Origin of the sequence: Alkalicoccus luteus (genome assembly GCF_052061695.1) — a bacterium.
Classification (GTDB): Bacteria; Bacillota; Bacilli; order Bacillales; family Salisediminibacteriaceae; genus Alkalicoccus; species Alkalicoccus luteus.
The window spans coordinates 275,811-301,800 of sequence record NZ_JBPZEY010000001.1; the positions used below are offsets into that span (position 1 = coordinate 275,811).

The 25,990-nt window shown below is 49.5% G+C and carries 26 protein-coding genes; 5 read left to right on the plus strand and 21 right to left on the minus strand.

Annotated features, from left to right (window positions below; translation table 11 throughout):
- Nucleotides 1-41: 41 nt before the first annotated feature.
- The 7 genes from motS to ACSZLD_RS01420 form a co-directional block, all read right to left on the minus strand.
- Nucleotides 42-812, minus strand: coding sequence for a flagellar motor protein MotS (gene motS / locus ACSZLD_RS01390; protein ID WP_377910165.1), 771 nt, complete (start codon nucleotides 810-812; stop codon nucleotides 42-44).
- The gene (gene motP / locus ACSZLD_RS01395) at nucleotides 805-1,620 is read right to left on the minus strand and encodes a flagellar motor protein MotP (protein ID WP_444684023.1); all 816 of its coding nucleotides are present in this window, start codon (nucleotides 1,618-1,620) and stop codon (nucleotides 805-807) included. The genes motS and motP overlap by 8 nt, the downstream gene beginning before the upstream one ends.
- 49 nt (nucleotides 1,621-1,669) lie before the next feature.
- Nucleotides 1,670-2,686: a catabolite control protein A gene (gene ccpA, locus ACSZLD_RS01400; RefSeq protein WP_444684024.1), complete on the minus strand. Its 1,017-nt coding sequence runs from the start codon at nucleotides 2,684-2,686 to the stop codon at nucleotides 1,670-1,672.
- A 316-nt stretch (nucleotides 2,687-3,002) separates the two neighbouring features.
- A complete protein-coding gene (locus tag ACSZLD_RS01405) occupies nucleotides 3,003-4,097 on the minus strand; it encodes a bifunctional 3-deoxy-7-phosphoheptulonate synthase/chorismate mutase (RefSeq protein ID WP_377910168.1) in 1,095 nt (364 codons plus the stop codon).
- 286 nt (nucleotides 4,098-4,383) lie between these two features.
- On the minus strand, nucleotides 4,384-4,722 hold the full coding sequence (gene ytxJ / locus ACSZLD_RS01410) for a bacillithiol system redox-active protein YtxJ (protein ID WP_377910169.1): 339 nt from the start codon (nucleotides 4,720-4,722) through the stop codon (nucleotides 4,384-4,386).
- Nucleotides 4,719-5,090: a YtxH domain-containing protein gene (locus tag ACSZLD_RS01415; protein WP_377910170.1), complete on the minus strand. Its 372-nt coding sequence runs from the start codon at nucleotides 5,088-5,090 to the stop codon at nucleotides 4,719-4,721. Before ACSZLD_RS01415 ends, ytxJ begins: the two co-directional genes overlap by 4 nt.
- Before the next feature lie 24 nt (nucleotides 5,091-5,114).
- Entirely contained in the window at nucleotides 5,115-5,537 is a 423-nt protein-coding gene (locus ACSZLD_RS01420; protein ID WP_377910171.1) for a DUF948 domain-containing protein, read from the minus strand.
- A 182-nt stretch (nucleotides 5,538-5,719) separates the two neighbouring features.
- Between ACSZLD_RS01420 and ACSZLD_RS01425 the strand changes: the two genes are divergently transcribed.
- Nucleotides 5,720-6,835: an aminopeptidase gene (locus ACSZLD_RS01425; protein ID WP_444684025.1), complete on the plus strand. Its 1,116-nt coding sequence runs from the start codon at nucleotides 5,720-5,722 to the stop codon at nucleotides 6,833-6,835.
- Between the two features lie 110 nt (nucleotides 6,836-6,945).
- Here the strand turns inward: ACSZLD_RS01425 and murC are convergent, their stop codons facing one another.
- From murC to ACSZLD_RS01470, 9 genes are all read right to left on the minus strand, one after another.
- On the minus strand, nucleotides 6,946-8,262 hold the full coding sequence (gene murC, locus ACSZLD_RS01430; RefSeq protein ID WP_377910173.1) for a UDP-N-acetylmuramate--L-alanine ligase: 1,317 nt from the start codon (nucleotides 8,260-8,262) through the stop codon (nucleotides 6,946-6,948).
- 102 nt (nucleotides 8,263-8,364) lie between these two features.
- On the minus strand, nucleotides 8,365-9,021 hold the full coding sequence (locus ACSZLD_RS01435) for a hypothetical protein (RefSeq protein WP_377910174.1): 657 nt from the start codon (nucleotides 9,019-9,021) through the stop codon (nucleotides 8,365-8,367).
- 111 nt (nucleotides 9,022-9,132) lie between these two features.
- Nucleotides 9,133-10,254, minus strand: a complete 1,122-nt coding sequence (locus ACSZLD_RS01440) for a nicotinate phosphoribosyltransferase (RefSeq protein ID WP_377910175.1) — start codon at nucleotides 10,252-10,254, stop codon at nucleotides 9,133-9,135.
- 45 nt (nucleotides 10,255-10,299) lie between these two features.
- Nucleotides 10,300-10,488: a hypothetical protein gene (locus ACSZLD_RS01445; RefSeq protein ID WP_377910176.1), complete on the minus strand. Its 189-nt coding sequence runs from the start codon at nucleotides 10,486-10,488 to the stop codon at nucleotides 10,300-10,302.
- 199 nt (nucleotides 10,489-10,687) lie between these two features.
- On the minus strand, nucleotides 10,688-13,075 hold the full coding sequence (locus tag ACSZLD_RS01450) for a DNA translocase FtsK (RefSeq protein ID WP_444684026.1): 2,388 nt from the start codon (nucleotides 13,073-13,075) through the stop codon (nucleotides 10,688-10,690).
- A 107-nt stretch (nucleotides 13,076-13,182) separates the two neighbouring features.
- Nucleotides 13,183-13,983, minus strand: coding sequence for a DUF1444 family protein (locus ACSZLD_RS01455; protein WP_444684027.1), 801 nt, complete (start codon nucleotides 13,981-13,983; stop codon nucleotides 13,183-13,185).
- A 49-nt stretch (nucleotides 13,984-14,032) separates the two neighbouring features.
- A complete protein-coding gene (locus tag ACSZLD_RS01460) occupies nucleotides 14,033-14,344 on the minus strand; it encodes a thioredoxin family protein (protein WP_444684028.1) in 312 nt (103 codons plus the stop codon).
- A 14-nt stretch (nucleotides 14,345-14,358) separates the two neighbouring features.
- The gene (locus tag ACSZLD_RS01465) at nucleotides 14,359-15,369 is read right to left on the minus strand and encodes a PTS sugar transporter subunit IIC (protein WP_444684029.1); all 1,011 of its coding nucleotides are present in this window, start codon (nucleotides 15,367-15,369) and stop codon (nucleotides 14,359-14,361) included.
- 87 nt (nucleotides 15,370-15,456) lie between these two features.
- Nucleotides 15,457-15,987, minus strand: coding sequence for a hypothetical protein (locus ACSZLD_RS01470; RefSeq protein ID WP_377910180.1), 531 nt, complete (start codon nucleotides 15,985-15,987; stop codon nucleotides 15,457-15,459).
- A gap of 383 nt (nucleotides 15,988-16,370) precedes the next feature.
- Here ACSZLD_RS01470 and ACSZLD_RS01475 point away from each other — a divergent pair, with 383 nt between their 5' ends.
- Both ACSZLD_RS01475 and ACSZLD_RS01480 read left to right on the plus strand, forming a co-directional pair.
- A complete protein-coding gene (locus tag ACSZLD_RS01475; protein ID WP_444684030.1) occupies nucleotides 16,371-16,817 on the plus strand; it encodes a YtoQ family protein in 447 nt (148 codons plus the stop codon).
- Nucleotides 16,818-17,273: 456 nt separating this feature from the next.
- Nucleotides 17,274-17,408 carry a hypothetical protein gene (locus tag ACSZLD_RS01480; RefSeq protein WP_444684031.1) on the plus strand — a complete coding sequence of 45 codons (135 nt, stop codon included), beginning with the start codon at nucleotides 17,274-17,276 and terminating at the stop codon, nucleotides 17,406-17,408.
- A gap of 137 nt (nucleotides 17,409-17,545) precedes the next feature.
- On the opposite strand, the gene ACSZLD_RS01485 is transcribed toward ACSZLD_RS01480, so the two are convergent.
- Nucleotides 17,546-18,619, minus strand: a complete 1,074-nt coding sequence (locus tag ACSZLD_RS01485) for a M42 family metallopeptidase (protein ID WP_377910185.1) — start codon at nucleotides 18,617-18,619, stop codon at nucleotides 17,546-17,548.
- A gap of 198 nt (nucleotides 18,620-18,817) precedes the next feature.
- Between ACSZLD_RS01485 and ACSZLD_RS01490 the strand changes: the two genes are divergently transcribed.
- Nucleotides 18,818-19,135 carry a PepSY domain-containing protein gene (locus ACSZLD_RS01490; RefSeq protein WP_377910186.1) on the plus strand — a complete coding sequence of 106 codons (318 nt, stop codon included), beginning with the start codon at nucleotides 18,818-18,820 and terminating at the stop codon, nucleotides 19,133-19,135.
- Between the two features lie 64 nt (nucleotides 19,136-19,199).
- Here the strand turns inward: ACSZLD_RS01490 and ACSZLD_RS01495 are convergent, their stop codons facing one another.
- The 4 genes from ACSZLD_RS01495 to pulA form a co-directional block, all read right to left on the minus strand.
- A complete protein-coding gene (locus ACSZLD_RS01495) occupies nucleotides 19,200-20,072 on the minus strand; it encodes a YtnP family quorum-quenching lactonase (protein WP_417281519.1) in 873 nt (290 codons plus the stop codon).
- A gap of 21 nt (nucleotides 20,073-20,093) precedes the next feature.
- Nucleotides 20,094-20,738, minus strand: a complete 645-nt coding sequence (trmB, locus tag ACSZLD_RS01500; protein ID WP_377910188.1) for a tRNA (guanosine(46)-N7)-methyltransferase TrmB — start codon at nucleotides 20,736-20,738, stop codon at nucleotides 20,094-20,096.
- A gap of 139 nt (nucleotides 20,739-20,877) precedes the next feature.
- Complete coding sequence (locus ACSZLD_RS01505; RefSeq protein WP_377910325.1) at nucleotides 20,878-21,678, minus strand: phosphotransferase family protein; 801 nt, start codon at nucleotides 21,676-21,678, stop codon at nucleotides 20,878-20,880.
- A gap of 90 nt (nucleotides 21,679-21,768) precedes the next feature.
- The gene (pulA, locus tag ACSZLD_RS01510; RefSeq protein ID WP_444684032.1) at nucleotides 21,769-23,841 is read right to left on the minus strand and encodes a type I pullulanase; all 2,073 of its coding nucleotides are present in this window, start codon (nucleotides 23,839-23,841) and stop codon (nucleotides 21,769-21,771) included.
- Between the two features lie 201 nt (nucleotides 23,842-24,042).
- Here pulA and glgB point away from each other — a divergent pair, with 201 nt between their 5' ends.
- Nucleotides 24,043-25,953: a 1,4-alpha-glucan branching protein GlgB gene (gene glgB, locus ACSZLD_RS01515; RefSeq protein WP_444684033.1), complete on the plus strand. Its 1,911-nt coding sequence runs from the start codon at nucleotides 24,043-24,045 to the stop codon at nucleotides 25,951-25,953.
- Nucleotides 25,954-25,990: the final 37 nt, after the last annotated feature.

Below are 25,990 nucleotides of genomic sequence, written 5' to 3' on the forward strand. Positions count from 1 at the left end.
GTGACCGTTCTTTACGTTTATGTCCCCTATGCTGGGTGCGTTTAATAAAGATCGTCCTCGTCAAAGGATGGGTCTGAAATCACAAGCACAACACGCCTGTTCTGCTGAAGGTTCTCTTCCGACGTGTTCGGCGCCACCGGTCTCGTATCCCCATAGCCCGCAGCCATGAACCGCTGCGGATTAAGCTCTCCCGCCTCAGTTAAATAGCGGATGACGCTGCTTGCACGCGCCCCGGAAAGCTCCCAGTTGGATGGAAACTGCATCGTGCTGATTGGCCGGCTGTCAGTATGACCTTCCACTTTCACCATGTTAGGGATCGTATCAAGCAGCTCAGATACTTTATCAAGAAACGGCTCAGCTTCGTCAATCAAGTCTGCACTGGCTGTTGCAAACAGCGCCTGCTCCTGCAGAACCAGCACGACACCTCTATCATCCCGCGAAGCTGTAATCTCTTCGGTGAATTCATTCTCTTCCAAATATTCATTGACGTCTTCGAGCAGTTCATCGAGCTGTTCGTTCAGCTCATCCTGCTCCATTTCCTCATATGGCTCAAAGGGATCCATTTGACTGTCCGAAGGCTCTGCTTCCAGCTCCCGTTCTTCTGCCGGACTTTCAAACGGCAGTACGGAAGGGAATCCATCAAACACAGCCCGTTCCTGAAATGAATCAGCAATCGCACGAAACTTCGTCGCATCTACGACGGACATGGAAAACAGCAGAATAAAAAAGACGAGAATCAGCGTCATCATATCGGAGAACGTGACCATCCATTTTGGAGCCCCGCGTTCTTCTTCACGGCGTCTTCTATTCATTCGAAACCGGCTCCCCTATAGGTGCTTCTTCTTCCTTCTTTTTTGAAGAAGCTGGCAGAAACGCAGCGAGTTTTTCCTGCAGCACCTTTGGATTTTGACCGGATTGAACACCAATGACACCTTCGATAATAATTTGCTTGACGAATACTTCATCTTCCGTACTAAGCATGAGTTTATGGCCCATCGGACCAAAGACGAGGTTCGCGAGCAGCGTACCATAGAGCGTCGTCAATAAAGCGACTGCCATATTAGGGCCGAGCGTTGCCGGATCATTTAAATTTTGCAGCATTAGCACGAGCCCGACCAGCGTACCGATCATTCCCCAGGCAGGTGCATATTCAGCAGCCTTTTCAATGACAAGACGGCCCTTCCGGTGACGCTCTTCCATCGCCACGACCTCTGCCATCATAATATCTTTAATAACATCCGGCTCAATGCCGTCCACGGCGAGCAGGACCCCTTTCTCAATAAACGGGTCCTCTACTTCCTCCAACCCAGCTTCAAGCGCTAGCAGCCCTTCCCTTCGCGCTTTCGTCGACAGGTCGACAAATGTATCAATGAGCGATCTCAGGTCGTGATTACGCGTCTGAAACGCCTCCTTGAATACACGGGGCATCAGCTTGATATCTGTCAGGGAAAAGTTGATGAAAATTGCAGCCGTCAGCCCCCCAAGTACGATCAGAATGGAAGTCACCTGCAGAAAATCTGTCAGGTTTCCTGTTCCAGCCGTGCTTGAAAAAATGGCTAAAAACATTGCGGTCATGCCGATGAACAGTCCGATCGGTGTGAGTAAATCTGTTTTTTTCATAAGTCGCTCCCCACGCTGCAGCTGCCGCCGGATGACCGCCTACCAGAACTTACTCGTCTTCAGAAAAGGACGTCGACTGGCGGTATTCGATACGATGCGGCAGTACTACTGCATTTTCTGTTACTTCTTCTTTATTCATGAGCTTCGTAAGCAGACGCATGGAAACCGCGCCGATGTCATACATCGGCTGAACGACTGTGGAAAGCGTAGGGCGAACCATCGTTGCGAGACGAGTGTTATCAAATCCAACAATTTCAAAGTCATCTGGCACATGCTTGCCGTGATCCTGTGCACCGTGAATCAAACCAAGCGCCATTTCATCGGTGCTCGCAAAGACAGCTGTCGGCTGTTCATCAAGTTTCAGAAGCTGTTCCATCGCATCCACACCAGCGTCATGCGTATAGTCGCCGATCACTACCAGGTTGTCGTCAAGGTCGATGCCGGCGTCGTGAAGCGCTTCTTTGTAGCCTGAAAACTTCTGATAACCGTTGATCGGGTCTTCCAGCGTGCCTGTAAGCATTGCGACACGCTTGTGACCCTGCCGAATGATGGCTGATACAGCGTCGTAAGCAGCCTGCTTGTAATCGATGTTAACCGATGGAAGCTCCCGTTTTTCGTCCAATGTTGCGGAAAGCACAATCGGTACCGGCGACTGTTTAAACGTTTCCTCATGTTCCTTTGTAATCTCTCCGCCCATGAAAACAATACCGTCCACTTGTTTCTCAAGCATCGTATTGATGAGGTGAATTTCTTTTTCCTTGTTTTGATCAGAGTTGCTGAGGATAATGTTATATTTATACATTGTTGCAATGTCCTCTATCCCCCGTGCCAGTTCAGAGAAAAAGATGCTGGAGATGTCCGGAATAATAACCCCTACAGTCGTCGTCCGTTTGCTCGCAAGCCCCCTCGCGACAGCGTTTGGTCGATAGCCCAGCCGCTCAATTGCTTCCATAACACGCTTTCTAGTCGTCGGTTTTACGTTTGGATTACCGTTTACCACTCGTGAAACGGTAGCCATGGATACACCTGCTTCTCTAGCTACATCATAAATCGTTACATTATTCATTTGCTGTTTCCTCCTTACGGTATATAGAAAAATTTTACTTTCATATTTTCATAATATACGCTAATCATAGTATACTTTCAGGAGGCACGCAAACTATAGATTATATCGACAGCCTGCTTTCCTTCCTGAAGGAATCGATGTGATTTCCTCGAAAAAACATGATTAGTCCTGAATAGGGCGACCCTAATGCCGCACCTGAAAAACGACATAATCAACATTCAATATTCACGTTTTCATACATTGTTTTCAAAAGTGCACACGTAAAAGCGGACCGCCCTCCCTTAACTTGAGGAACTGGTCCGCTTTTTTTCATCACTTAGTTTGCTGTTACACTCCCACGCTTGTAAAGACCGGATTCTTCCAGTTTGTTGAGGAACTCATCAAACTGCGGGAAGTCCATCTGCTGCGCAGAATCGGAAAGTGCTACTGCAGGATCCGGGTGAACCTCGGTCATCACACCGTCGGCTCCGATTGCAAGAGCTGCCTTCGCTGCCGGAAGCAGCAGATCCCGGCGGCCGGTAGAATGCGTGACATCGACAAGAACCGGCAGGTGTGTTTCCTGCTTCAAAATCGGAACAGCTGAAATGTCCAGCGTATTACGTGTAGCAGTTTCGTACGTGCGGATACCACGCTCACAAAGGATGATGTTGCCATTGCCTTGAGAGTGGATGTACTCTGCTGCATTAATGAACTCAGCGAGAGTTGCCGAGAGGCCTCGCTTCAACAGAATTGGTTTATCCACTTTACCTGCAGCCTTCAGAAGCTCGAAGTTCTGCATATTGCGGGCACCGATTTGGATCACGTCCAGGTAGTCCACTGCTTTTTCGATATCGTGCGGCGTGACGATCTCACTGATCACTGCAAGATCATGCTTGTCAGCAGCTTCCTTTAAAATTTCAAGTCCTTCAATCCCAAGCCCCTGAAAGTCGTACGGAGATGTTCTCGGCTTGAATGCGCCGCCCCGCATCAGTTTAATGCCCTGCTTTTTCAGCGTCTGAGCTACCTGATCCACTTGTTCGCGGCTCTCTACGGAACATGGTCCTGCGATTATGCGCTGCTGACCATCCCCGATTGCCTCGCCTTTAATAGTAACAATTGTATCATCCTGCTTGCGCTTACGGGAGACGAGCATCGCTTTACTGTGATCATCCTCCTGAAGCTCCAGGCTTGCCTTGAAAATTTCTTTAAATATATGCTGAATAGTTGATGTTTCAAATGGTCCTTCGTTTTTAGCTGCGAGTGCATCAAGCATCTTTCGTTCACGAACCGGATCGAAGCGGTTCAGACCCTGAGCTGCTTTTACCCGTCCAACTTCCTGTGCAAGCTCGGCACGCTTTGTGATCAGTTCAAATAGCTGATCATTCACCTCATCTAATTGTTTTCTAAGCTCTTCCAGCTGTTCGTTACCCATTCTATAAAACTCCTCTCGTGATTAGCACCAAGCTTGTGCTTCCTTTAGATTTAATGATCATTATAAACGATACTTGCCTGCTTGTCAGCCCCTTTTCTTTAATAATTAAACGCTTTTAAGCATTAAAGCGACAAAATATCGCGAAACTCCTTCTCGCTCAGAGGGTTGAGGATTTAACAAAAATAATATCTTTTTTTCATTCATTCATTCGTTTCTGTTTTTGAGCGAAAATAACATCCGCCGAAGCTTGCTTCGGCGGATGAATCGAATCACGATGCTATAGTATTTACGACCGGCGTACACCGGCCTCTGCCTGCTGCAGGCTGTCTTTCGTAATATTCCAGTGTGAATCATGCCAGAGCACCCGCTGATTGTGCACGAGCAGTGCCTGGGGCGATTCGTGTTTAACGCTGTAGGTCTCTGCAATATCGGCAGATCCGCTGCGAAACTCCTGCACATGCAAGTAATAGATCGGCAGTTCGGAAATGTCTGCATAAGATTGGAGCTCGCTCCAAGCCTCCGAGCTGATCGGACAGGTCGTACTGTGCTTAAAGATCAGAAAAGGCTCTGGGCGCTCATAAAGAGTCCGGAGGGTTTCGTTGTCTTCAAGCTTTTTTAACGTCATGTAGAAGCTCCTCCCCGATTTTGCTTTTCGCGCTCTTCCACTTCCTGGATCAGCTGCTCGACAGACCGCTGCAAGTCTTCCACTTCTTTACGGACAGAAGCTGCAATATCATCGGACAATCCTTCAAAATCCTCCATCAGATAGTCTGCAGAGTCGGTCAGTTCTTTCATATCACGTCGCACCGAGCGCGACAAATCTCTCATTTTGTCCGCAAGACTGCTCGTGCTCTCTCTTGCCTGCGTATTAATATTACGCCGGATTTCACGTCCGGATTTTGGCGTAAGCAGAAAAGCAGCGGATGCTCCTGCCAGCCCGCCTACCAGTGCCCCGATTACAAAATCCTTTACGTTCATGCCTTCGTCGCTCATTGGCACAGCCTCCTTCACGTATACTTACACATTCGTTTCTTTTTGCTTCTTATAGCGGGTCCACAGCTCAAGCGCTACGTTCCCCCATTGAACGGCCTTTGCTACCTGTTCAGACCGCTGGTCGGCCTGGCGCGATACCGAATCGGATACGCGTTTAACGGACGTATTCATATTCTGAAACGTCACGCCGAGATCCTGAGCTGCTGCAAATACGGAGTTCAAGGAATCTGATTTACGCTGCAGGTCGTCTGCAAGCGCATTTGTTTTATGTAGAAGATTCGTGGATTCATTTGTGATTCCTTCCACCTGTCCCTGCAGGTCCTCCACTGTTTTGGATACGTTGTTCATCGTTTCCTTCAAGGATTGCAGCGTCTTGATGAGATAAAAAACGAGAAGTGCAAATGCCACTGCGACAATTGCAATGCTGACATACATGAGCCATTCCATAATTAGTTCCTCCTTGTCTGATTGCGGTTTAACTTTACCGTATCCAACTCTTATTGAACTAGATTCGAGATAAATTGTCAAAATCCTCCCGGAAAACAGCACCGGCTGGTGTTTTTTCTGTACAGCCGGTAGAATGGAAAACGGATACATAAACTATAAGTGTGAAGGAGCGTGCTGTAAGCATGAGAGATCCACGGATTCAAACCCTTGCTCGAAACCTGATTCAGTATTCCACTGATCTTCAAAAAGGAGAGAAAATCTTAATTGAAAATTTCGGCCTTCAAAAAGAGCTGGTAAAGGCGCTGGTGGAAGAAGCGTATGCTGTCCATGCTATTCCCTTTGTTTCCCTAAAAGAGCATGATGTAAACCGTTCCCTGCTTATGGGAGCTACAGATGAACAGCAGCAGCTGACCGCTCGTTTTGAAGCGGACGTGATGAAGGAGATGGATGCCTACATAGGCCTTCGCGCCGGCGACAACATCAGCGAGCTGTCCGATGTACCTTCAGCCAATATGGCCCTGCACCAGAAAACGGTGGGTACAGTAGTACACCGCAAAATTCGTGTACCAAATACGAAATGGGTCGTGCTGCGTTACCCGACTGATTCGATGGCACAGCTTGCTGGAATGAGCACGGAAGCGTTTGAGGATTTCTATTTTAACGTGTGCAATCTTGACTATGCCAACATGGATCAGGCAATGGATGCCCTTGTTGATCGAATGAACCGCACAGACCGCGTTCACATCCAGGGGGATGGAACAGACCTGCACTTTTCTATCAAGGATATCCCGGCCATCAAATGCGCGGGCCGTCTGAACATTCCGGACGGGGAGGTTTACACTGCTCCTGTCAAAGATTCCGTGAACGGCACCATCACCTATAATACCGCTTCCCCTTATCAGGGCACAACGTTTGAACAAATTCGTCTCACGTTCGAAAACGGTAAAATTGTCGATGCCGCATCGAGCGATACGAAAAAGCTTAACGAGATCCTCGACACGGATGAAGGCGCTCGATTTATTGGTGAATTTGCAATTGGGGTCAATCCATTCATTCAGCATCCTATGCAGGATATCTTGTTTGATGAAAAAATTGACGGCAGCTTCCACTTCACTCCAGGGCAAGCTTATGAAAATGCTTATAACGGAAACGACTCAGCCGTACACTGGGACATTGTAAACATTCAGCGTCCTGAATACGGGGGCGGTACGATCTCCTTTGACGGGGAAGTCATTCGCCGCGACGGACGGTTTATCGTTTCTGATCTCGAACAGCTGAACCCTGAAAACTTGAAGTAACCGTCATCTGAAGAGACTGCCAGAAGCATCTTGACAGCGGTCTCTTTGTTATAAAGCAGGCAGCAGAAAGGCTTCCATCCTGAAACGGAATGGAAGCCTTATCGTTTTCGTTACAGCGCACCTTCCTGGCTGCTTCGGTTTTCTTCGTATGCCCGCTGAAACTTCTGTACGTCTCCGGCTCCCATAAACAGCAGAACCGCCTGTTCGTACTGCATCAGGACATCTGTTCCGGATTCTTCCAGGATCTGTGCACCTGAAATTTTATGCTGCAGGTCGTGAATCGTAAGCTCAGCCTTTTTTTCCCGGGCTGACGAAAAGATGTCGCAAAGATACACATAATCTGCGTCACCCAAAGCGGATGCAAAATCGTCTAAAAATGCCTCGGTTCTGGAAAAGGTGTGCGGTTGAAAAATCGCGATGACATCTCTGCCGCTGTACTTCTTTTTTGCAGACTCAATCGTTGCACGAATTTCCGTCGGGTGATGAGCGTAATCATCTACGAGCACCTGAGTACCGACTTGTTTTTCGGAGAAGCGGCGCTTCACTCCGGAAAACGTAGCGAGCTGCGCGGCTACTGTTTCCTTTTCGATCTCCTCATAGTGGCAGATCGCGATCACTGCAAGTGCGTTCAGGACGTGGTGGGTGCCGTAGCCGGGAATGGTAAACCGACCATAATGCTCCTGCCGCACGTAGCAGTCGAAGTGCGTCCCTTCCGCGTCAGTCTTGATGTCCCGTGCCTGAAAATCACTTTCTTCTGACAGCCCGTAATAAATGACCGGAACACCTGCCTGCAGATGCTGGAGATGCGGATCGTCGCCGCAGGCGATAATTGCTTTTTGGACCTGGGAAGCCATATCCTGAAAGGCTTGAAAGACATCATCGACATCTTTAAAATAGTCGGGATGGTCAAAATCAATATTTGTCATAATTGCATAATCGGGATAATAATTCAAAAAGTGACGGCGGTACTCGCATGCTTCAAATGCGAAATACTCGCTGTTTTCTGTTCCTTTTCCAGTCCCGTCCCCGATCAAGTACGAGGTCGGTCTGGCTTCAGACAAGACATGGGAAAGAAGCCCGGTCGTCGTCGTTTTCCCGTGCGACCCGGTTACAGCTACACTCGTGAATTGTTTAATAAACGATCCTAAAAAGTCCGGGTAAGAGTGGACGGTTATCTTTTTTTCACCGGCCCGCTGAACTTCAGGATTTGTCTCGTTATACGCAGGTGATGCTATGATAGTCTGTCCTTCCTGCACGTTGTCAGCTTCAAAAGGATAGATTGGGATGTTTTTATTTTCAAGCGGAATCTGTGTAAAAAAACGCTTTTCCACATCAGAGCCCTGTACGTTCATTTTCATATCGCTCAAAATTTGTGCCAGCGCACTCATGCCTGAGCCTTTTATTCCAATGAAATGATAGTTTGTCATTTCCTACTGCCTCCGAATTTTGAATAAGTCGTGTTGCCGGATCGTCCCGGCGGTTCATTCCCTCATTATAACAGAGAGACCGTCTCCCTGCTATGTGCCATTTTACGGACGGTACTGCAGAAACGATATGCCTGTTTCCTTCAAAAACCGATGGTAGGATTTTCTCCCTTTCGCTTCAAAGTAACGGAGTTTTTCAAGTACTTTTTCCTCATGTTTCGGGTCAATACGAATACAAGGGCCTACCATTGTCTTTTCAAAACCGACCTGAGCCACTCTTGCTAAAATGAGCTCGCCTGCTTCTGCCTGCTGCGGGCTGCCGACTGCACGGACTGCAATTTCACGTTCCTCCTGAAAAGGAGAAAGCAGGTGTTCACTGCCGCTCGTATGAAGGACACGATACGGGGCCAGGTGCATGAGCATCATCATGCCAGCCGTTTCTTTCATTTTCGGCGTCAGCTCACTGCTGTGGCTGCGGATAAACAAATCAAATGGACGGGACCCGATGACGGTAATGTAATCAAACAGCATCCAGTGCTCGGCGTGCAGCTCCTCCTCCCGGGTCAGCACGGTTTCTGTCTGAAATCCGCACAGATCTCGAAACATATGCTTGGCCCTTACCTTTTCTCTCATGTTTAAATCCCGTTCGAGGAAATGGAACAGCCATTCGTACAAATCTTCCGCTTCCCGGTGATAAGCTTCCTGTTTTTCACGCTTCATTTCCTCAAAATTAATCATAAACGTGGCTTTTCGTTCGGGCATGCTGCACGCCTCCTTTCCAGCTATGTACGTACTTGGGAAGAAAAAAGAGCCGTCCCGAAGGCACAGCTCCCCACTGTCACTCTTTTATGAGGCGCACTGCTGAAAGGCGCCTTACTTCCGGATGTCCGCCGCCTCGAGCTCTATTTTCTTTAAGCGCGGATTTTCCCTGTATTTCCTTCCTTCTTTCGCCTGAGGTTCTCCATTTAAAAGAACGTTATCTCCTGTAAATCCGATATGTACCTTAAGCAGGCTGCTTCCTACTCCGTACATATCAACTGGAACACCGTCTTTTTCATACCGGCTGATCCGTTTTGCATCGAAGCCTCCGGAAGCGACAATTTTTACATGATGAAACCCTTCTGCATCAAGGGCATCTCTCAGTGCAAACAGCAGCTTTGGGTTAACGCCTCTCGGATCAAAACTGCCGAGAACGTCCGGATTTCTTGTAAAATACCGGTCTACCATGTGGTTAGAGGTATCTACTCGGACACCGCTCAACTCACGGCCGAATTCCCTGGCTACTTTAAGTGAATCTTCAATCACATCATTGTTGTAATCGACAAGCGCAAGAAGCTCGTCGTCCGGAAACGTATCTTTATAGGCTTTTGTCGCCTGCACAAGATCTCCCTTGAACAGCTGAATAAGCGCATGCGGCATCGTGCCGATTCCTTTCTTGCCCCACCATTCATTCATGGCGTGAGTCGCCTGGGCCTTCGAACCGCCGATAAACGCTGCATATCCGTCACCAGACTGCATGGTAAAATGATCATCGCGATCTCCCATGAAGATGACAGGTTTCTCTGTTCCGGACGTTTTTGCTGCTTTAACAACTTCATAGACGTTCGTCGCCACCGATGTTCTTCTGGCGAGAATGCCGTCAATAACTCCTTCTAAAAAGCCAAAATGCTGATAGGGTCCCGTGATCGTCAGGACAGTTTCAAACGGCTCCACCTTATCTCCGTCTTCAAGCGAATGAATTTCCAGTGATTCCGGTTCAACAGCAAACTCCTGCAGCAGAGCAATCGCTTCATCGGTTCCGCAAAGGACAGCATGCTGCTTTTGAAAAAACTGCATCGTCACCACGTTATCGGGAATGACTTTTTCTGCAATTTCTTTTGTTTTCAAAAAATAAACTGCTGAGAACCAGCCTTCCCCGACACGTTCATCGAACTTAAACGTTTTGTTTGTCAGGCGGTCTATCTCTCCACGCAGCTTTAGCGTTATTTCTTTCATTAATCCAGTTCTCCTCATTCTTCATCATTAAAATTATGCTGGTTTCTAATGGTACAGGGTGTTGTCTGCTTTTTCTGAAATGACTGCTTCCATGATCTCTTTCACATCGTCTTCGTTGACCTGATCGACTCCGTGGCGCAGGACAATATCTTTCGTCCGTTCCTCCTCTGTCAGGAGGTGCAGCCACGCAGGTGAAATCTGTTCTACGAGATGTCCAAGTAAAATCTGATGCATTCTGATCCCCTCCCTGTCTGATTGGTAGTCAAACGAAGTATGGGGCCGGCCGTTCAGGCCGCCTGCATGATCACGGTTCCCTGTTTCATAAAAAAGGGGGTACAGTTGGAAGGCTGTACAACCTTTCCTCTACTATACCCTTTCCTCATATACATAATCCAGTACATCGGCTGATATCTTGAAAAATCCGTATGCCGGTTTACACCTCTGACGTGTAGACGTCTCTGGGGCGGCTTCCCTTTGCCGGAGAGACAATTCCTTGGGACTCCATATCATCGATCAGTCTCGCTGCCCGATTATAGCCGATTTGAAACCGTCGCTGCAACAGCGAGGTGGAGGCCGATTGGCGTTCTGCCACGAACGAAACCGCTTCTTCGTAAAGCTCATCTCCGGAAGAGGCACTGTCCTGCTGCTCACGAATTTCAGCCGGGTCAAACAGCGGTTCCGGCTTTTTCATAGCTGAGGTGTGCTGAATCACCCGATCAATTTCATCATCGGTGACAAAGGTCCCCTGAATCCGCATCGGCTTCGGGAGCGAGTTTGGATGAAAAAGCATGTCCCCTTTACCCAGCAGCCGCTCCGCTCCGCCGCTGTCCAAAATAGTTCTCGAATCAGCGGAAGACGAAACAGAAAAAGCAATTCTTGAAGGAATGTTCGCTTTAATTAAGCCAGTAATTACATCTACCGACGGGCGCTGCGTCGCCACGAGCAGGTGGATGCCGCACGCTCTTGCTTTCTGAGCAATCCGGCAAATGGCGTCCTCCACTTCCTGCGGGGCAACCATCATTAAATCAGCCAGCTCATCAACCACAATAACTAATCGCGGCAGCTTCTTTTCTGCTTTATTGTTGTACCGCTCCAGATCTCTGGAGCCGGTTTTTGCAAAGAGCTGGTACCGTCTCTCCATTTCTTCTACCGCCCATTTCAAGGCAGCTGTTGCTTCCTTCGTATCCGTAATAACAGGGGCCGCAAGATGCGGTACATCATTAAACGGAGCAAGTTCAACCATTTTCGGGTCAATCAGCAGCAGTCTCACTTCATCCGGAGACGCTTTATACAGCAGGCTCAAAAGCATCGAATTAACACAGACACTTTTACCCGATCCGGTCGTACCGGCAATCAGCCCGTGCGGCATGGAGCCGATATCTGTTGTAATCGCGTTGCCTCCGATGTCCATTCCGAGTGCGACCGTCAGTGGAGAACCGGCCTCACGAAAGGCGTTGTCTCTCAGGATGGTGCGGAGCATTACAGGCACGGCTGATGGGTTCGGCACTTCAATCCCTACGGTCGTCTTCCCCGGAATCGGGGCTTCTATTCGAATTTCAGTAGCCGCCAGACTGCGCTTTAGGTCATCTGTGAGCTGAACGATTTTATTGATTTTTACCCCAGGCTCCGGCTGCAGCTCAAAACGGGTAACAGAGGGGCCTGACGTGTAGGTTACTACTTCTGCACGGACTCGAAAATAGGCCATCGTTTCGTTTAGTTTTTGGGCCGTTTCACCTGCCCAGCTGTCCAGGTTCTCATCCCGTTTCGGCGGAATAGAAAGAAGATGGAGCTCGGGCTTTTGGTAGCCTTCATCATGCTTTCTCGCCTTTCGTTTATCCGATGGCTGCATCATGACATTAAAAGGAACTTTTGCGTCTTCCTGTTTCCTGCGGACGGACTGTACCTCGGGCTTACGCCGTTCCTTCTGCGGTGGCGGGGCGGAAGCAGCTTCTTTCAGCTGCTTTCTTTCTTCCCGGCTGAGTCCCGCTTTCCAATCTGACTGCTCCGATGCGCTCCGCTTCGGCTCAGCCGGAGGCACGGGTTCTGCAGCAGCTCGCACTGGCTCAACGCCACTGACGGCAGGCTCTTCCTGATCAGGTCCCGGAGCCGGAACGATCTTCTTTGCCTCATACACTTCCTCCACCGCGTCTGCAAGCTCATTTTTCGCACGGTCAGCAGATGCCTCGTCCTTTGCTTTTATCAGCTGCTCACCGTATCCTTCAGCGACATCCGGCAATCCTTCCGGCTGCTCCGTCGCGGGAAGCTCTGCAGGCTGCTCTGCTTTTGGTACGCCCAATTGTTCCGGTGTTTGACCCTCTGCTTCTACTTCGTGTGCAGCGGATGGATAGAGCGCTTCACGACGGCGCTTAACACGTTCCCGCTGTAGCTGCAGCCCGTAAATAGGAGAAGGAATTTCCTGCGCTTTAAACGGACCGCGGCTGTAAACGTCCGGACGTTTTTTAGGCGGTTTCGGCACGGCCTGCTCCTGTGAACCGGATGAACGCCGGCGCTTTTCCAACGGTTGTTTCCTCCAAGCCGGACGTTCTTCCGGCGGCTTTGCTTCTGTCTTTGGCTTGTTACGTGCCGGCGGTTTTGATTCCGTCTTCGTTTTTTTGCGCTCCAGCGGCTTTAGCGGCTCAGCCGTATTCAGCTTTTCCTTCGGATAATAGTGCTGCATTTTGACTTCACCGAGCTCTGGAATTTGACGCCGGCGCTCCTGCTTCTCCAGTTTTTGGAACTCACGCGGCGGACGCTCTGTCCGATCATCAACGCCAAACATCCATTCTCTCATTTTATCTATATAATGCTTTGGGTCTCTCACTACGCTCACCTGACTTTTATGTAAAATATGGAAAAGGTAACTCGCAGACTGTGCCCAGCATGAGTTACCTTTCCATCACTAACTATACAGGATGCATCATAGAAAAATCATCCATCTTTTTTCGTGCTCTTCGGTTTTTTCTGAGCCAGAATAAAGATCGGCTCTAATTCATCATTTTCATAGAGAAATGGCAGGGCTGTCAGCGGCACATGGCCTTCTGAGAAAAACTGAAACGTAATTTGTGCCAGCACATCGTAGCCTGCTTCATTGCGAATGTCTGCAAAAATGAGCACATCGTGATGAGGAACTGCGACCGCAAGCTCGCCCTTTGCCATATCCTTCATCGATTCCAGCAGCTGATCGTTGAGAATGCGGCTTGCCTCATACCCGTCACCTGCGCGTAAAAAGTAAAAGTGGTTTCCCGCAACCGTGTCCTGCTTCATGTCCGTTGAAAGCGAGCGAATGTTGAACATAGCCGCTTCTCGCACTTCCTGGGCCGTCTTGCCCGACGAGGCGAGCATATTCTCATCAATTAAAGAATACGACTCGCCTTCATCGACTGCATAAAATACGCTCGTTTCTGCCGTATGCTCGTCTTTAACTAAATTCTGATCCTCAGCGAAGTCCGGCGTACGGAGTACCGGGAAGATCTGCTTCTCCTTGCCAGTTAAATCAACTCGCTCAATGAGAAGCCGCATCCCTTCTTTTATTTTTGAAACGGTTGAAGCGAGTGCTTCCTCCGGATCGTTTTCGAATGCCTGCTTTACATTTCCTAAGCGGACCGTAATACCTTTGTCCACACGGTCGTCTTCAATGCGGAACGTTTCCCTGTCCCGATCAAATGATGTCGTCCAATGATCATGCTGCAGCTCTTTTTCAAGCGCCCGCTTTATTTCCATCGTTTTCATGTTCGTATCCCTCCATTGAAGCCATTTTAACACGCTTTAGCGGCAGGCTTCACACTTCCTGCAAAAACCGGATAATTTCTTCTTTCGTTTTGCGATCCCGGCTTACGAATCGCCCTGCTTCCGTTCCATCGCGGAAGACGACAAAACTTGGAATCCCCATGATATCAAGTTCTGAAGCCAGATCAGGGTGAAGATCCCGGTCGATTTTATAAAAATTCATCCTTGAAAAGTGTGCTTCCACTTCAGGAAGTTCTGGTTCGATTACCGTGCAGTCCGGACACCAGCCGGCTGAAAACATCAGTACGGTCTCTCCTTCTTCCATTGCGCTTCGAATCTCGTGTTCCTGCGTCAGTTCTTTCACAGCGAATACGCCTCCTATGCTTGTTCAATTTTCATATCACCGGCTTTGATCCAGCCTTTATGCCTCATCCATTCTGAGAGCAAGAGACTGATCACAGCCGGGAGCACAACGTGCAATAAAAGCACGGACCATAATACACTTTGGGTAAATCCCATCGTATGAAACGTCATAATCTGTCCAACAAATCCGCTCGTCCCCATTCCGGCTCCTTCAGGGTTATTCTCCATGAGAAAGACGATCGTTGCAAGCGGACCGATCAGCGCTCCAGCTGCAGTAGGCGGAATCAGGATCAGCGGGTTACGAACAATATTGCCAATTTGCAGCATCGAGGTGCCAATGCCAAGCGATATCAGCCCGGCAGCTTTGTTTTCCCGATAGCTGCTTACAGCAAAGCCAACCATCTGCGCGGCACAGCCGACTGCGGCAGCCCCGGCAGCCAGTCCGTCAAGCTGCAGCATGATGGCGATAGCCGCGCTGGAAATTGGTGCAGTCAGCGCCAGTCCCATAACTGCTGCGATGACAATCCCCATAACGAACGGCTGCTGCTCTGTCGCCCACATGACAAACTGACCGATGCCGATCAACAACGCACTGACCGGCGGTCCGATTGCCGCAGCTGCAGCTGCCCCGGCACTGATCGTTACAAACGGTGTTACTAGAATATCTATTTTGGTTTCACCTGATACAAGCTTGCCTGCTTCTACTGCACCAACCGCAGCAATAAACGCCCCTGCCGGTCCTGCCAGATCGTAACCTGCAGCTCCTCCGAACAAGGCTGCAAATAATACGAGCCCCGGCGCCTTAAGGCCGTAAGCGACCGCAGCACCGATTGCAGGTCCTGCCAGCGCCATGGCCTGCGTACCGGTATTCTCCAGCCATCCAATGCCAGCAGCGTCACCCGCCGTCTGCATGATCAATCCGATAATCAAAGAAGAAAACAGCCCTAACGCCATATAGCTTAAACCCGTTATAAAATAAGTCCGCAGCGACAGCTCGATTCCTTTTTTATGTAAAAACTGTTTCATAATTTCTTCGCCTCCGCCTCCTCATTTGTTCATCATGCTGTCTTGACACCTGATTTGTCAAGAAGGATGCGCAGACGAAAAGAGGCATCACTCCCCGACTGCGGGAGCCATGCCTCTTCCAATATGATCATGTTTTTCGACAGACTGAACAATATCAAACATCATTCCCGCCTGTTCAGAGATCTCCTGAAGCTTCATGACTGCAGAAATTTTGGCATTTCCGGACCCTACCATCACTTCATAGGCATCTCCATCAAACGGCGCGATGTGAAAGAAGGCTTCTTCCGCCCCTTCTTGGGACACTTCGGCAAGAAGCGGCTCCCGTTCAGGGAGAAGGCTCTCCTCCGCCTCTGCATCTGCACCATCCAAGTTCAAGATAAAAATTTGCTCTTCCATGCTAATGTGAAACTCAGCGCTGCCGTTCTTCTCCATTTCAGCCTGATCGGGCAGAAAGACAGAAAATCCATTCTGATGAACGGTCGGCTCTTCCGGCTCTTGTTCCACTTTTTCGTGAAGCAGTTTTTCTGCTTTTTCAGAGAGCTGGTCATCACTTAAGCTGCACGCACCCATCAGAATACAGGCAGCCGCAAGACCAGCTGGTTTTCCCATCCACCACACGGGAATTCCTCCAATCCAGACAATCGGTTTCATTGATTTGCCAGAGCATGTGCTCAAGCTGTATATGACCCGGAGCACACTCCGGCTGTTTAATCCTTTGTAATCATATCACAGTTCTGTTACAAACGCGAAACATTTTTGTAACATTTGTCGAATGAAGGCGAATTGCGGAGGTTATATGGGAGCTTTAGTTGCCTTTCTAAACAGATAAACCAGCTCTTGCATTTCTTCTTCCCGCAGCCCGCAATTTTTTCTCGTGTCCGAGCATGGCAAGCTGTCAGCGGTTCACCGCTTCCAATTAGTTGACACGCCGGTACGTTTTTGATGATAGTAGAGGAAGCCCTCTCAATCGGGCATCACTTAAATGATAAGGAGTGTTCAGAATGGAAATCACCGTTTATCTGGCAGGACAAATCCACGATGACTGGCGGCGCGATCTGAAGGATAAAGCACAGCAGCAAGGCCTGCCGATCCACTTTACCGGTCCGATGGAAAACCACAGCCGATCTGACAATATCGGAGAAGAGATTCTCGGAGAGCAGGCTAATAAAATTGCCAAGGATGAGGCGGCTTCCCAAATGAACAATTTACGTACGAGAGTGCTGCTGAACCGTTCGGATGTCGTGCTCGCACTCTTTGGGGAAGACTACCGTCAGTGGAACAGCGCGATGGACGCCGGCGCTGCGATCGCCCTCAACAAACCCTTGATTCTCGTGCGTCCGGAAAAGCTTCACCATGCCTTAAAAGAGCTCTCTGAAAAGGCACAGGTCACCGTTGAAACCTCGGATCAAGCACTGCAAGCTCTGTCCTATATCTTTGAGACCGAGTAGCATAAGCGGCATAAACCAGCAGACCGCTGGCCCCTCTTGAAAGCTGGAAACCTTGTGAAGACGAAAAAGTCTTTCAACTTCATTATTTATTCGTTTGGTTGACTTTCCCCTCTGTTAACCGAGCCTGCCGTGGGCTGGCCTTCAGCTATGTCTCAGGGTGATCCCGTATGAAGGGAAGAAAGGCACGGCTTCACGCGGACACAGGCTTCTTACAAGAAGCCTTCAAGACCCAGTCCGGCTCCGCTCGAGCGTGGATGCCGTTCGCAGATCTGAACGGCACGGCATCTTCAGGCTGCGCGGCTTCCACGGGCACGCCGGACACGAAGGGAAAATGGATTTGTTTGTTGGAGAAAAACGTTCCGATCGGTAGATACGACTGTTCCATGGTACATACGTGAAAGCACTGGTAATCCTTATTCGACATCGAAGTGTTGCCTATATAAAGGTTCCACCCATATGGAACAAGCACGTGCGAATCATCACCAGGTGTTTCAACCGGACTGGCAGCTGCCAAATTGGAGGATCTCGACTCCTGGAGGATCCGAACGAGGCGAAGATCCAGCGCTTCTGACAACAGGAGGGAGCGGTTAGCTGAAGCCGTTCCCTCCGGAAAGCGAGTGTCCGTAGATGTAGGCAGGTGCAACGTTATTCACTTAAAATGACTTTATCCACACTCTGAAAAGCCTGCCGCACAGGTTACTTCGGCAGGCTTTTATGATGCGCGTCTGTTACACGTTGTCACGAATCGTCTGCATCGTCGTGCGGTCTGTTGCTTTCACCAGCTTGACGAGCAGCTCTTTCGCCGCTGCGTAGTCATCTACATGCATCATTGATGCAGCGGTGTGAATGTAGCGCGAGCATATGCCAATGACAGCTGATGGTACACCGTTATTGGAAATGTGGACTCGTCCAGCATCGGTGCCCCCTTGCGAGATAAAGAACTGATAAGGTATCTTGTTCGATTCTGCCGTATCCAGAATAAATTCACGCATTCCCCGGTGTGTGATCATCGTCCGGTCAAAAATACGAAGCAGCGCTCCTCCACCGAGTTTTCCAAACGCATCTTTTTCACCGGAAGCATCGTTAGCAGGGCTTGCATCCAGAGCGTAAAAAATATCCGGACGAATCATGGCGGCTGCTGTCTGTGCCCCGCGCAGACCGACTTCTTCCTGGACAGTTGCTCCGGAATAGAGCGTATTCGGAAGCGTTTCTCCCTGAAGCTCTTTTAAAAGCTCAATAGAAAGGCCGACACCGTAGCGGTTGTCCCAGGCTTTGGCGAGCAGTTTTTTCTCGTTTGCGAGCCTTTCCATCGGACAGACCGGCACGATCTGCTGACCTGGTTTAATACCGATCTTTTCAGCATCTGCTTTATCATCAGCGCCAATGTCAATATACATATTTTTTATATCCATCGGTTTACTCCGCTTCGCTTCATCAAGAAGGTGCGGCGGAACGGATCCAATGACACCGGTAACCGGCCCATTGTCCGTTATGATATGCAGACGCTGTGCCAGCAGCACCTGACTCCACCAGCCGCCCAGCGGCTGAAAGCGAATCAGTCCTTTATCGTCAATGGACGTAACCATAAAACCAACTTCGTCCATATGACCTGCTACCATTACGCGCGGATCATCCTCGGACCCGTGCTTGACGCCAAACACACTTCCCAGTCTGTCCTGAACGACTTCGTCACTGTACTGACTGAGTTCGTTTTTTACGAAGCGGCGTACTTCGTGTTCAAAGCCCGGAGCTCCCGGAAGCTGCGTCAACGTTTCAAATAACTGATATGTATCCTGATGCATGCTTGCACTCCCTTTCTGTAATCTGTTCCACCTGCTATTCTACCGGAGCAGCTACGTGGATTCCAGTTTTTTTCGCTATTCGAAATAATTCTGCTTCTCTGCCTATTTTTTCATGAAACCGCTTTGATTTCCATTGGCAATGTCCCCCACTTTCGCTATACTGAAGGAAATAGATGTGAAGGAAGAGGAGTGTTCAACATGAGCTGGAAACGCTTTGCTGCTGGAGTGGGGGCAGGAGTTGCCGTCACGATGATCGCAAAAAATACGCTGGATCAGAAGGAAACGGTGCTTGCACCGGAGAAAGCATTGAAACTCGTAAAAAAGAAGGCTTCCGATATCGGAAAAATTGAAGGGTCTTGGGTACACATGATCACAGAGCGCTATGAAAAAGATCAGCTCGTGTATGACGTTTACCGCGGCGGTGTCACAATCGAGGAAGAAGACGGTGTTTTCGCCTACGAATTTCGTGTAGATGCAGCCACAGGTTCAATTTTAGACTTTAAAAAGCAAGAGTAGATGCGCAGCAAAAAGCGCTTCAGGATGATGAGATCCTGAAGCGCTTTTTTCGATTAAATACTGGTTAACGTCGGGACGGACTTTCTGCCGCTGCCTTCCGTTCAACAGCATCCTTTACTTCTTTACCGGTTTCATCCCAGCGGATCGCGCGGTATTTGTAATCGTGATAGAAAAAGAACCAGTTTTCTTTTTGAAGTGCTTCTGTCACGTATTTCTGCTTCGCATAAATCGAATCCATCGGGTAGTCGTCATACGCCAGCACCCAAAGAGCGTTTTGGTGCGCATGCGTCGGCATAATATCAGCCATGTGCCAGTAAACGCTGTCTGCACCTTCAATGCGGATGATCGCATGACCTGCGCTGTGGCCGCCTGTATGAATCATGCGAATCGCAGGCGACGGCTCGTGCTCGTCTGTATAGGTGCGCACGAGCTGTTCAATCGGCTGCCAGTTTTCTTTGAAATACGTGTTTTTGGAGCGGATATTCGGCTCCCTCATCTCCTTCCACTCCGTTTCATTTACGTGAATGACCGCATTCGGGAAGGCGGGAACCGGCCCGTCCTCTGTCTCGGCAACAAGACCGCAAGCATGGTCAAAATGCATGTGGGTCATCACGACATCCGTAATATCCTCAGCCGTAAGCCCAAGCTCCGCGAGATTTTCCTCGACGCGGGACTCTCCTGTAACGCCATAGTTGCGCAGCGCTTTTTCCGAAAGCCTGTTGCGGCCGATACCACTGTCGATCAGCAGAATCTGCTCCTCCGTCTGCACGAGAATCGGATCGCAGCGAAGCTCAATCTGATTATTTTCATTAACTGGATACTTTCTCGACCAGAGCGGTTTTGGTACAACTCCGAACATAGCGCCTCCGTCCATAAACGTGTCGCCGCCGTCAAGCCAAGTAAGCGTGATGTTATTTCCGATGTTCAGCTGTTCCAATGCCATGCTTTCCCCACCTTATTAATCATGATGAAGCTGAGCTTCCAGCCGGTAAATCCGCATTCCCTTCTGCGAAAACTTTTGTTCATATTCTGTCATGATGTTTCCTTCCATTTCGCTTTGATGAAGGTCCAGGCTGATATTTTTCAAACGTGCTCCTGCACGTGAGAACGACTCCAGTGAGAATTCAAACAGCCCCTGATTATCGGTTTTAAAGTGGATCTCTGCTTCTCTGTGTAGTACTTCTCGATAGAGATCCAGAAATCCTTCATGTGTGAGCCTTCTCTTTGCGTGCCTCTTTTTCGGCCACGGATCCGTGAAATTAATATATAGCCGGTCGATCTCTTCCGGAGCAAACATGTCCGGCAGATCTGCAGCGTTTTCCTGCAGAAACCGCAGATTAGGCTTTCGCTTTTCCACCGCCTGTTCGACTCCATTCACAATTACACTTTCATACAGTTCGAGTCCGATCACATTCACTTCTGGATTGGCTTCTGCCAGATCGTTTACGAATTTTCCTTTACCCGACCCAACTTCGACATACAGCGGCCCATCATTGTTAAAATGCTCGTGCCACTTTCCTTTCCATCGGGATGGTGCTTCCACGACAATATCATTGTTTTCCTTTAAATATTCCGGGGCCCATGGCTTATTACGCAATCTCATCTTCGTTCGTCTCTCCTTTTATCAAATAAGTTCGTTCATGATCCAGTACCGTTCATCATGCAGGCAGCATGTAAAAAACACAGTAAAAGAGCTCCACGACGCTGATGCGTCATGAAGCCTGTCACACGGCACCGGCGTTTCAGCTCTGTGCACCGCTTCCTTTATGCAGAAGCTCTTCTACCTTCAGATTCCAGCCTGCAGCCTGTGCCTCATCTCCGCGTTCTTTATACCAGAGAATGTTTTCGATGCTTTGCACCAGGCGGTACCACCACAGTCTGTACCAAAGGCTGTCATCCGGCTTACGGCCGTAAGCTCGAAGCCACATTTCCCAGCTTTCTTCCGGCACATAGGCATAGAGAAGCGGGGCTAAATCGAGCGCAGGGTCTGCTACCTGCGCTCCATCCCAGTCGATCAGGAATAAATTTCCTTTCTCGTCCTCTATCCAGTTATTATGATGCACGTCTGCATGGCAGACGACAAAATCCTGTTCGGTCAAATTGGGAAATCTGGACTCCAGCTGCTGCAGTGCCTGCTTCAAGCTGCCGTGATCCAGTCCTTTATGACGCACGTGTGTCTGCAAGGCTCGAAAGATGTTTCCCGGAATCAACGGGCGGTTGCCCATCCGTTTAAACATATCGAGAAGCTCCTGCGACTGATGGATTTTAGCGAGAAGCTCTGCTACGCGGGAATGGTCCATTTCCGCTATCTTAAGCTCCCTGCCGCTGATCCACTGCTGGGCTGTAATAACATCACCGTTCTCAAGGCGCTTCGTCCACAGCAGCTTTGGAACAATTCCCTCAGCTGAAAGGACTGCCAGGAACGGTGACGAATTACGTTTCACAAATATTTTTTGTTGTCCCTGTTCGGCCACGTACGCTTCACCGGTAGCTCCACCGGCGGGGCGCAGGTGCCATCCTTCCCCCATGCTGAAATGTTCCAATCGTTTCACCCTTATCCGATTCCGTACTTACGCTCAAAAAGCGCAGGAAAAGCCTTTTATCATTGTAAATAAGTTTTCCCGTTTGTTCAACTACTGACGGGATTTTTTTACGAGCATAAATTCATATGGCTCCAAGTGCATAAATTCACCTTCGAGCGGCACGCGCTCCACTTTTTTATTTGATACGAGCAGGCGCCAAATACCCGAAGCAGGAAGCTGCAGCTCATAGCGGCGCTTCGTTGGATTCACATAAAATGCGATGTCCCCTTCCGCTGCAAGCAGCAAAAATCCGAACACCGGGGCAGGCGTACTTAAAACATGAAGTCTGCTGCGAACAGATTCAGCAGAGCGAAGCCGGAAGACACCGTATTTTTTCCGGATAGCAATCAGTTCTTTTACCGTATCAATGTGCGGATCATATTCGGTGCGGCGCTCCCAGTCCAGCTGGTTGATGCGGTCACCGGAGATGTAGCTGTTCCCTTCCCCGAATTTTGTCCGGAAAAACTCCTGACCTGCATGAAGAAACGGAACACCCTGGCTGATGAGAACGAGCGCCGAAGCAAGCTCATGCATCGCTCTGCGGTCCGCCTCGCTCTCCGCTTCGTTTGAGCGCCGCAGCCTGTCCCACAGCGTATGATTGTCGTGGCACTCGACATAATTAACCGTCTGTGTCACTTCAGAAACGTGCGGCTCTGCCCACTCCATCGTATCGGCAGATCCTTTCACGAGCTGGGGCATCCGTTCAATAAAGCGGCCCTTTCCATTTACAAATCCGAAGTCATTAAAATCAAACAATCCTCCTTTAACCGTGTCTCTGAAAAAGTCATTGAAGAACCGGACTTCCGGCACATCTCCCGCCTGCGTATTAACCGTTTTTTGATCGGAGGCGAGGGCCGTCGGCAGGTCCCATCCTTCTCCAAGCAGGACAACCGGGATGCTCTCCTCCTGGCAGCGTGCTGATATCAGCCTCATGGTCAGCTTGTCGAGTGCCCCCATTAAATCAAATCGAAAGCCGTCGAGTCGGAAGTGTGTCAGCCAGTAGTCGATCGTGTCCAGAATAAATTTTCTCGCCATATGGCGCTCAGATGCAAAGTCGTTGCCGACTCCCGTTCCGTTGCTCGGGGATCCGTCCAAATGAAAGCGAAAGTAATAGCCCGGCACCAGCTTTTCAAAGGAGGATTCTTCACGGATGAATACGTGATTGAATACGACATCGGCAATGACGCCAAGTCCCTCGTCATGAAAAGCATCTATCATCTCCTGAAGCTCGCGTACCCGGCAGAGCGGATCCTGCGGGTCCGTTGCGTAGCTGCCTTCCGGTACTTGAAAGAAAAGCGGATCATAGCCCCAGTTATAATAGTCGTCCGGATGATTGTCATCGACCCGTGCAAAATCATTAAACGGCAGACATTGCACATGGGTGACACCGAGCTCTTTGATATAGCTTAAGCCGGTACTGTCTCCGCTGCTGTTCACCGTTCCCCGTTCCGTCAACCCTTTGTACTTCCCTTTCCATGTGACTCCGCTGTCGGGATGAATCGTGGCATCGCGGATATGAAGTTCATAAATGATGCTGTCCTGCGTATGCTCTATAAATGGACGTCCAGAGGCGTCCTCCCGGCTCTGCGGGTGATAGACGACCGCTTCTTCACCATTGGCAGTCAACGCCTTCGCATATGGATCGACAGCCACGACCTCCTCGCCGTGGATGAAACATTCATATAAATAGGGTGTGCCGGAAAGGTCTCGGTCAGCCCATGCTTCCCATGTTCCGTTCGCATTGATCACCATATCTTTTTTGGATTCCCCGATTTGCACTGAAACAGCTTCTGCACAGGGCGACCACATACGAAAAACGGTTACGCCGTTTTCAAGCACAGCGCCAAGTCTCTCCAAATCTCCAGGAAATTCTGCGTCGAATGCCGGGTCCCGGACGATACGGCGCAGATACACCGGGGCTTCAGCTGCTCCAAGCTTCAACCGCATGCTGCGTTCGACCGGCAGCAGATCGGTACAGCGGTACACCGCTGTTTCATGATCAAGCGCCTTTTCGTAATACAAGCTGTAAGTAAGACCGCTCTCCGACATTAATTCTGCCCTGTCCTCAAAACGGTCTGCTTCTATCGTCACAATGTGACGTTCATCAAGCCATGCTTTCATCATCCTGCCCACCCTCATCTCTTCGAATTCTGTTCCATGCTATTCCCTTTTCCGACAGGTTTCAAGCCAAAGCATAAAATGAATGATCATTCAATAATTTTCTAAATTTAATTAAAATTCATACAGGACTTTTTCCTATTAAAATCGAATAAGTGTAGTATGCGTTTTTACGCGTTGATTCCTATGAAAGGAGGAATGCCCTGCATGCAAAACCTCATTACGGAAGATGACATTTACTTGTTCCATCAGGGTACTAATTATTTCTCCCACCGGATCCTTGGCTGTCATCCTCATCAGGAAAATGGCGTACATGGTTTCCGTTTTGTTGTATGGGCTCCACACGCTAAATCTGTCAGCGTCACTGGCAGCTTTAACGACTGGGAGTGGGAAAGCCACCCGCTGGAGCCGTGCTCGGAAGCTGGCTTATGGGGCGCATTTTTTACCGACATTGAGGCCGGCGCTTCCTATAAATATGCCATCCGCCACGAAAATGGATGGAGCGGCCTGAAAGCGGATCCCTTCGCACGCCAGTCAGAGCTGAGGCCTGCGACGGCATCTGTCGTGCCGTATGACTATGACGGTTATACATGGAATGATACTGAATGGATGGCTTCGAAAGGGAAAACTCCCAGCTATGAAAAACCTGTAAACATTTACGAAGTTCATTTCGGAACGTGGAAGCAGAAAGAAGATGGTTCGCTGTATACGTATACGGAGATGGCCGAGCTCCTGATTCCTTATGTAAAAGAAATGGGCTACACCCACATAGAGCTGATGCCGCTCGCCGAACACCCCTTTGACTTATCCTGGGGCTATCAGATCACCGGATACTTTTCGGTGACAAGCCGCTACGGGACCCCCAATGAATTTAAAGCATTTGTTGATGAATGCCACCAGCAGGGCATCGGAGTGATCATGGACTGGGTGCCCGGTCACTTCTGCCGGGATGACCACGGTCTGCGCATGTTCGACGGCGAGCCGTTGTTTGAATATGCAGATATTGAAAAAGCGGACAAACCATCCTGGGGGACGCTCACGTTCGACTTTGGCAGACCGGAGATTCAAAGCTTCCTCGTCTCCAATGCGCTGTTCTGGTTTGAAGAGTGCCACGTTGACGGTATCCGCGTTGATGCTGTGGCAAGTATGCTGTATTTAAACTTCGACCGCGGGGACGATAAACCGAAGCTTTATAACTCGTACGGGGGCGAAGAGAATCTCGAGGCACTTGCCTTTCTGCGAAAGTTGAACGAAGCCGTCTTTGCCTTTAATCCCGATGCGCTCATGATGGCAGAAGACAGCTCCGACATTCCGCTCGTCACAGCTCCGACCTATACAGGCGGTCTAGGCTTCAACTATAAGTGGAATATGGGCTGGATGAACGACATGCTGAAGTATATGGAATATGATTCCTATTACAGGAAATGGCACCACAACCTGCTGACATTTTCCTTTATGTATGCTTTCAGTGAAAACTATGTACTTCCCCTATCCCATGATGAAGTTGTCCACGGGAAAAAGGCACTTGTCGATAAAATGCCGGGAGATCAATGGCAGCAGTTTGCCCAGCTGCGGCTGCTGTATGGATATAAGATAGCTCACCCGGGAAAGAAGCTGCTGTTTATGGGCGGGGAGTTTGCCCAATACGCCGAATGGCGTGACCAGGAGGGGCTTGACTGGCTCCTGCTCGACTACCCGCTGCACGATGCGATGAAGTCCTACGTGAAGGAACTGAATCACCTTTACAAAGACTACCCTGCTCTGCATGAGCTGGACCATGACGGCAACGGATTTGAATGGATCGATCCGCACAACAGCGAACAAAGTGTTATTTGTTTTCAGCGTAAATCACGCAAGCCCGAGGAGACGCTGCTCGTTGTCTGCAACTTTACGCCGGTCGTTCACTACGACTACAAAATCGGCGTACCGGAGCCAGGTACGTATGAAGAAGTTTTTAATTCAGATCTGGACCGTTACGGTGGCTCTGGACAGGTGAACGAAGAGAAGCATTTCAGCTTTCCTGAGCAATGGCACAGTATGCCGCAGCATATTCAAATAAAAGTGCCTCCCTTTGCGGTCTGCATTTTTCAGAAATCAAAAGCTGCCCGCCGCTCGTAAACAGGTACCGGAAAGACTCCTGACAGACAAAGGCATG

Excerpts from the sequence above, each read along its gene's own strand:
- motP (WP_444684023.1), bottom strand. The coding sequence starts at position 1,620 with ATGAAAAAAACAGATTTACTCACACCGATCGGACTGTTCATCGGCATG.
- ACSZLD_RS01480 (WP_444684031.1), top strand. The coding sequence starts at position 17,274 with ATGGAACAAGCACGTGCGAATCATCACCAGGTGTTTCAACCGGACTGG.
- ACSZLD_RS01455 (WP_444684027.1), bottom strand. The coding sequence starts at position 13,983 with ATGAAAACGATGGAAATAAAGCGGGCGCTTGAAAAAGAGCTGCAGCAT.
- murC (WP_377910173.1), bottom strand. The coding sequence starts at position 8,262 with ATGACAAACTATCATTTCATTGGAATAAAAGGCTCAGGCATGAGTGCG.
- ACSZLD_RS01485 (WP_377910185.1), bottom strand. The coding sequence starts at position 18,619 with ATGCATCAGGATACATATCAGTTATTTGAAACGTTGACGCAGCTTCCG.
- trmB (WP_377910188.1), bottom strand. The coding sequence starts at position 20,738 with ATGAGATTGCGTAATAAGCCATGGGCCCCGGAATATTTAAAGGAAAAC.
- motS (WP_377910165.1), bottom strand. The coding sequence starts at position 812 with ATGAATAGAAGACGCCGTGAAGAAGAACGCGGGGCTCCAAAATGGATG.
- pulA (WP_444684032.1), bottom strand. The coding sequence starts at position 23,841 with ATGATGAAAGCATGGCTTGATGAACGTCACATTGTGACGATAGAAGCA.
- ACSZLD_RS01445 (WP_377910176.1), bottom strand. The coding sequence starts at position 10,488 with ATGCATCAGATTTTACTTGGACATCTCGTAGAACAGATTTCACCTGCG.
- ACSZLD_RS01420 (WP_377910171.1), bottom strand. The coding sequence starts at position 5,537 with ATGGAATGGCTCATGTATGTCAGCATTGCAATTGTCGCAGTGGCATTT.
- ACSZLD_RS01490 (WP_377910186.1), top strand. The coding sequence starts at position 18,818 with ATGAGCTGGAAACGCTTTGCTGCTGGAGTGGGGGCAGGAGTTGCCGTC.
- glgB (WP_444684033.1), top strand. The coding sequence starts at position 24,043 with ATGCAAAACCTCATTACGGAAGATGACATTTACTTGTTCCATCAGGGT.
- ACSZLD_RS01475 (WP_444684030.1), top strand. The coding sequence starts at position 16,371 with ATGGAAATCACCGTTTATCTGGCAGGACAAATCCACGATGACTGGCGG.
- ACSZLD_RS01435 (WP_377910174.1), bottom strand. The coding sequence starts at position 9,021 with ATGCCCGAACGAAAAGCCACGTTTATGATTAATTTTGAGGAAATGAAG.
- ytxJ (WP_377910169.1), bottom strand. The coding sequence starts at position 4,722 with ATGACGTTAAAAAAGCTTGAAGACAACGAAACCCTCCGGACTCTTTAT.
- ACSZLD_RS01440 (WP_377910175.1), bottom strand. The coding sequence starts at position 10,254 with ATGAAAGAAATAACGCTAAAGCTGCGTGGAGAGATAGACCGCCTGACA.
- ACSZLD_RS01415 (WP_377910170.1), bottom strand. The coding sequence starts at position 5,090 with ATGAGCGACGAAGGCATGAACGTAAAGGATTTTGTAATCGGGGCACTG.
- ccpA (WP_444684024.1), bottom strand. The coding sequence starts at position 2,686 with ATGAATAATGTAACGATTTATGATGTAGCTAGAGAAGCAGGTGTATCC.
- ACSZLD_RS01465 (WP_444684029.1), bottom strand. The coding sequence starts at position 15,369 with ATGAAACAGTTTTTACATAAAAAAGGAATCGAGCTGTCGCTGCGGACT.
- ACSZLD_RS01405 (WP_377910168.1), bottom strand. The coding sequence starts at position 4,097 with ATGGGTAACGAACAGCTGGAAGAGCTTAGAAAACAATTAGATGAGGTG.
- ACSZLD_RS01425 (WP_444684025.1), top strand. The coding sequence starts at position 5,720 with ATGAGAGATCCACGGATTCAAACCCTTGCTCGAAACCTGATTCAGTAT.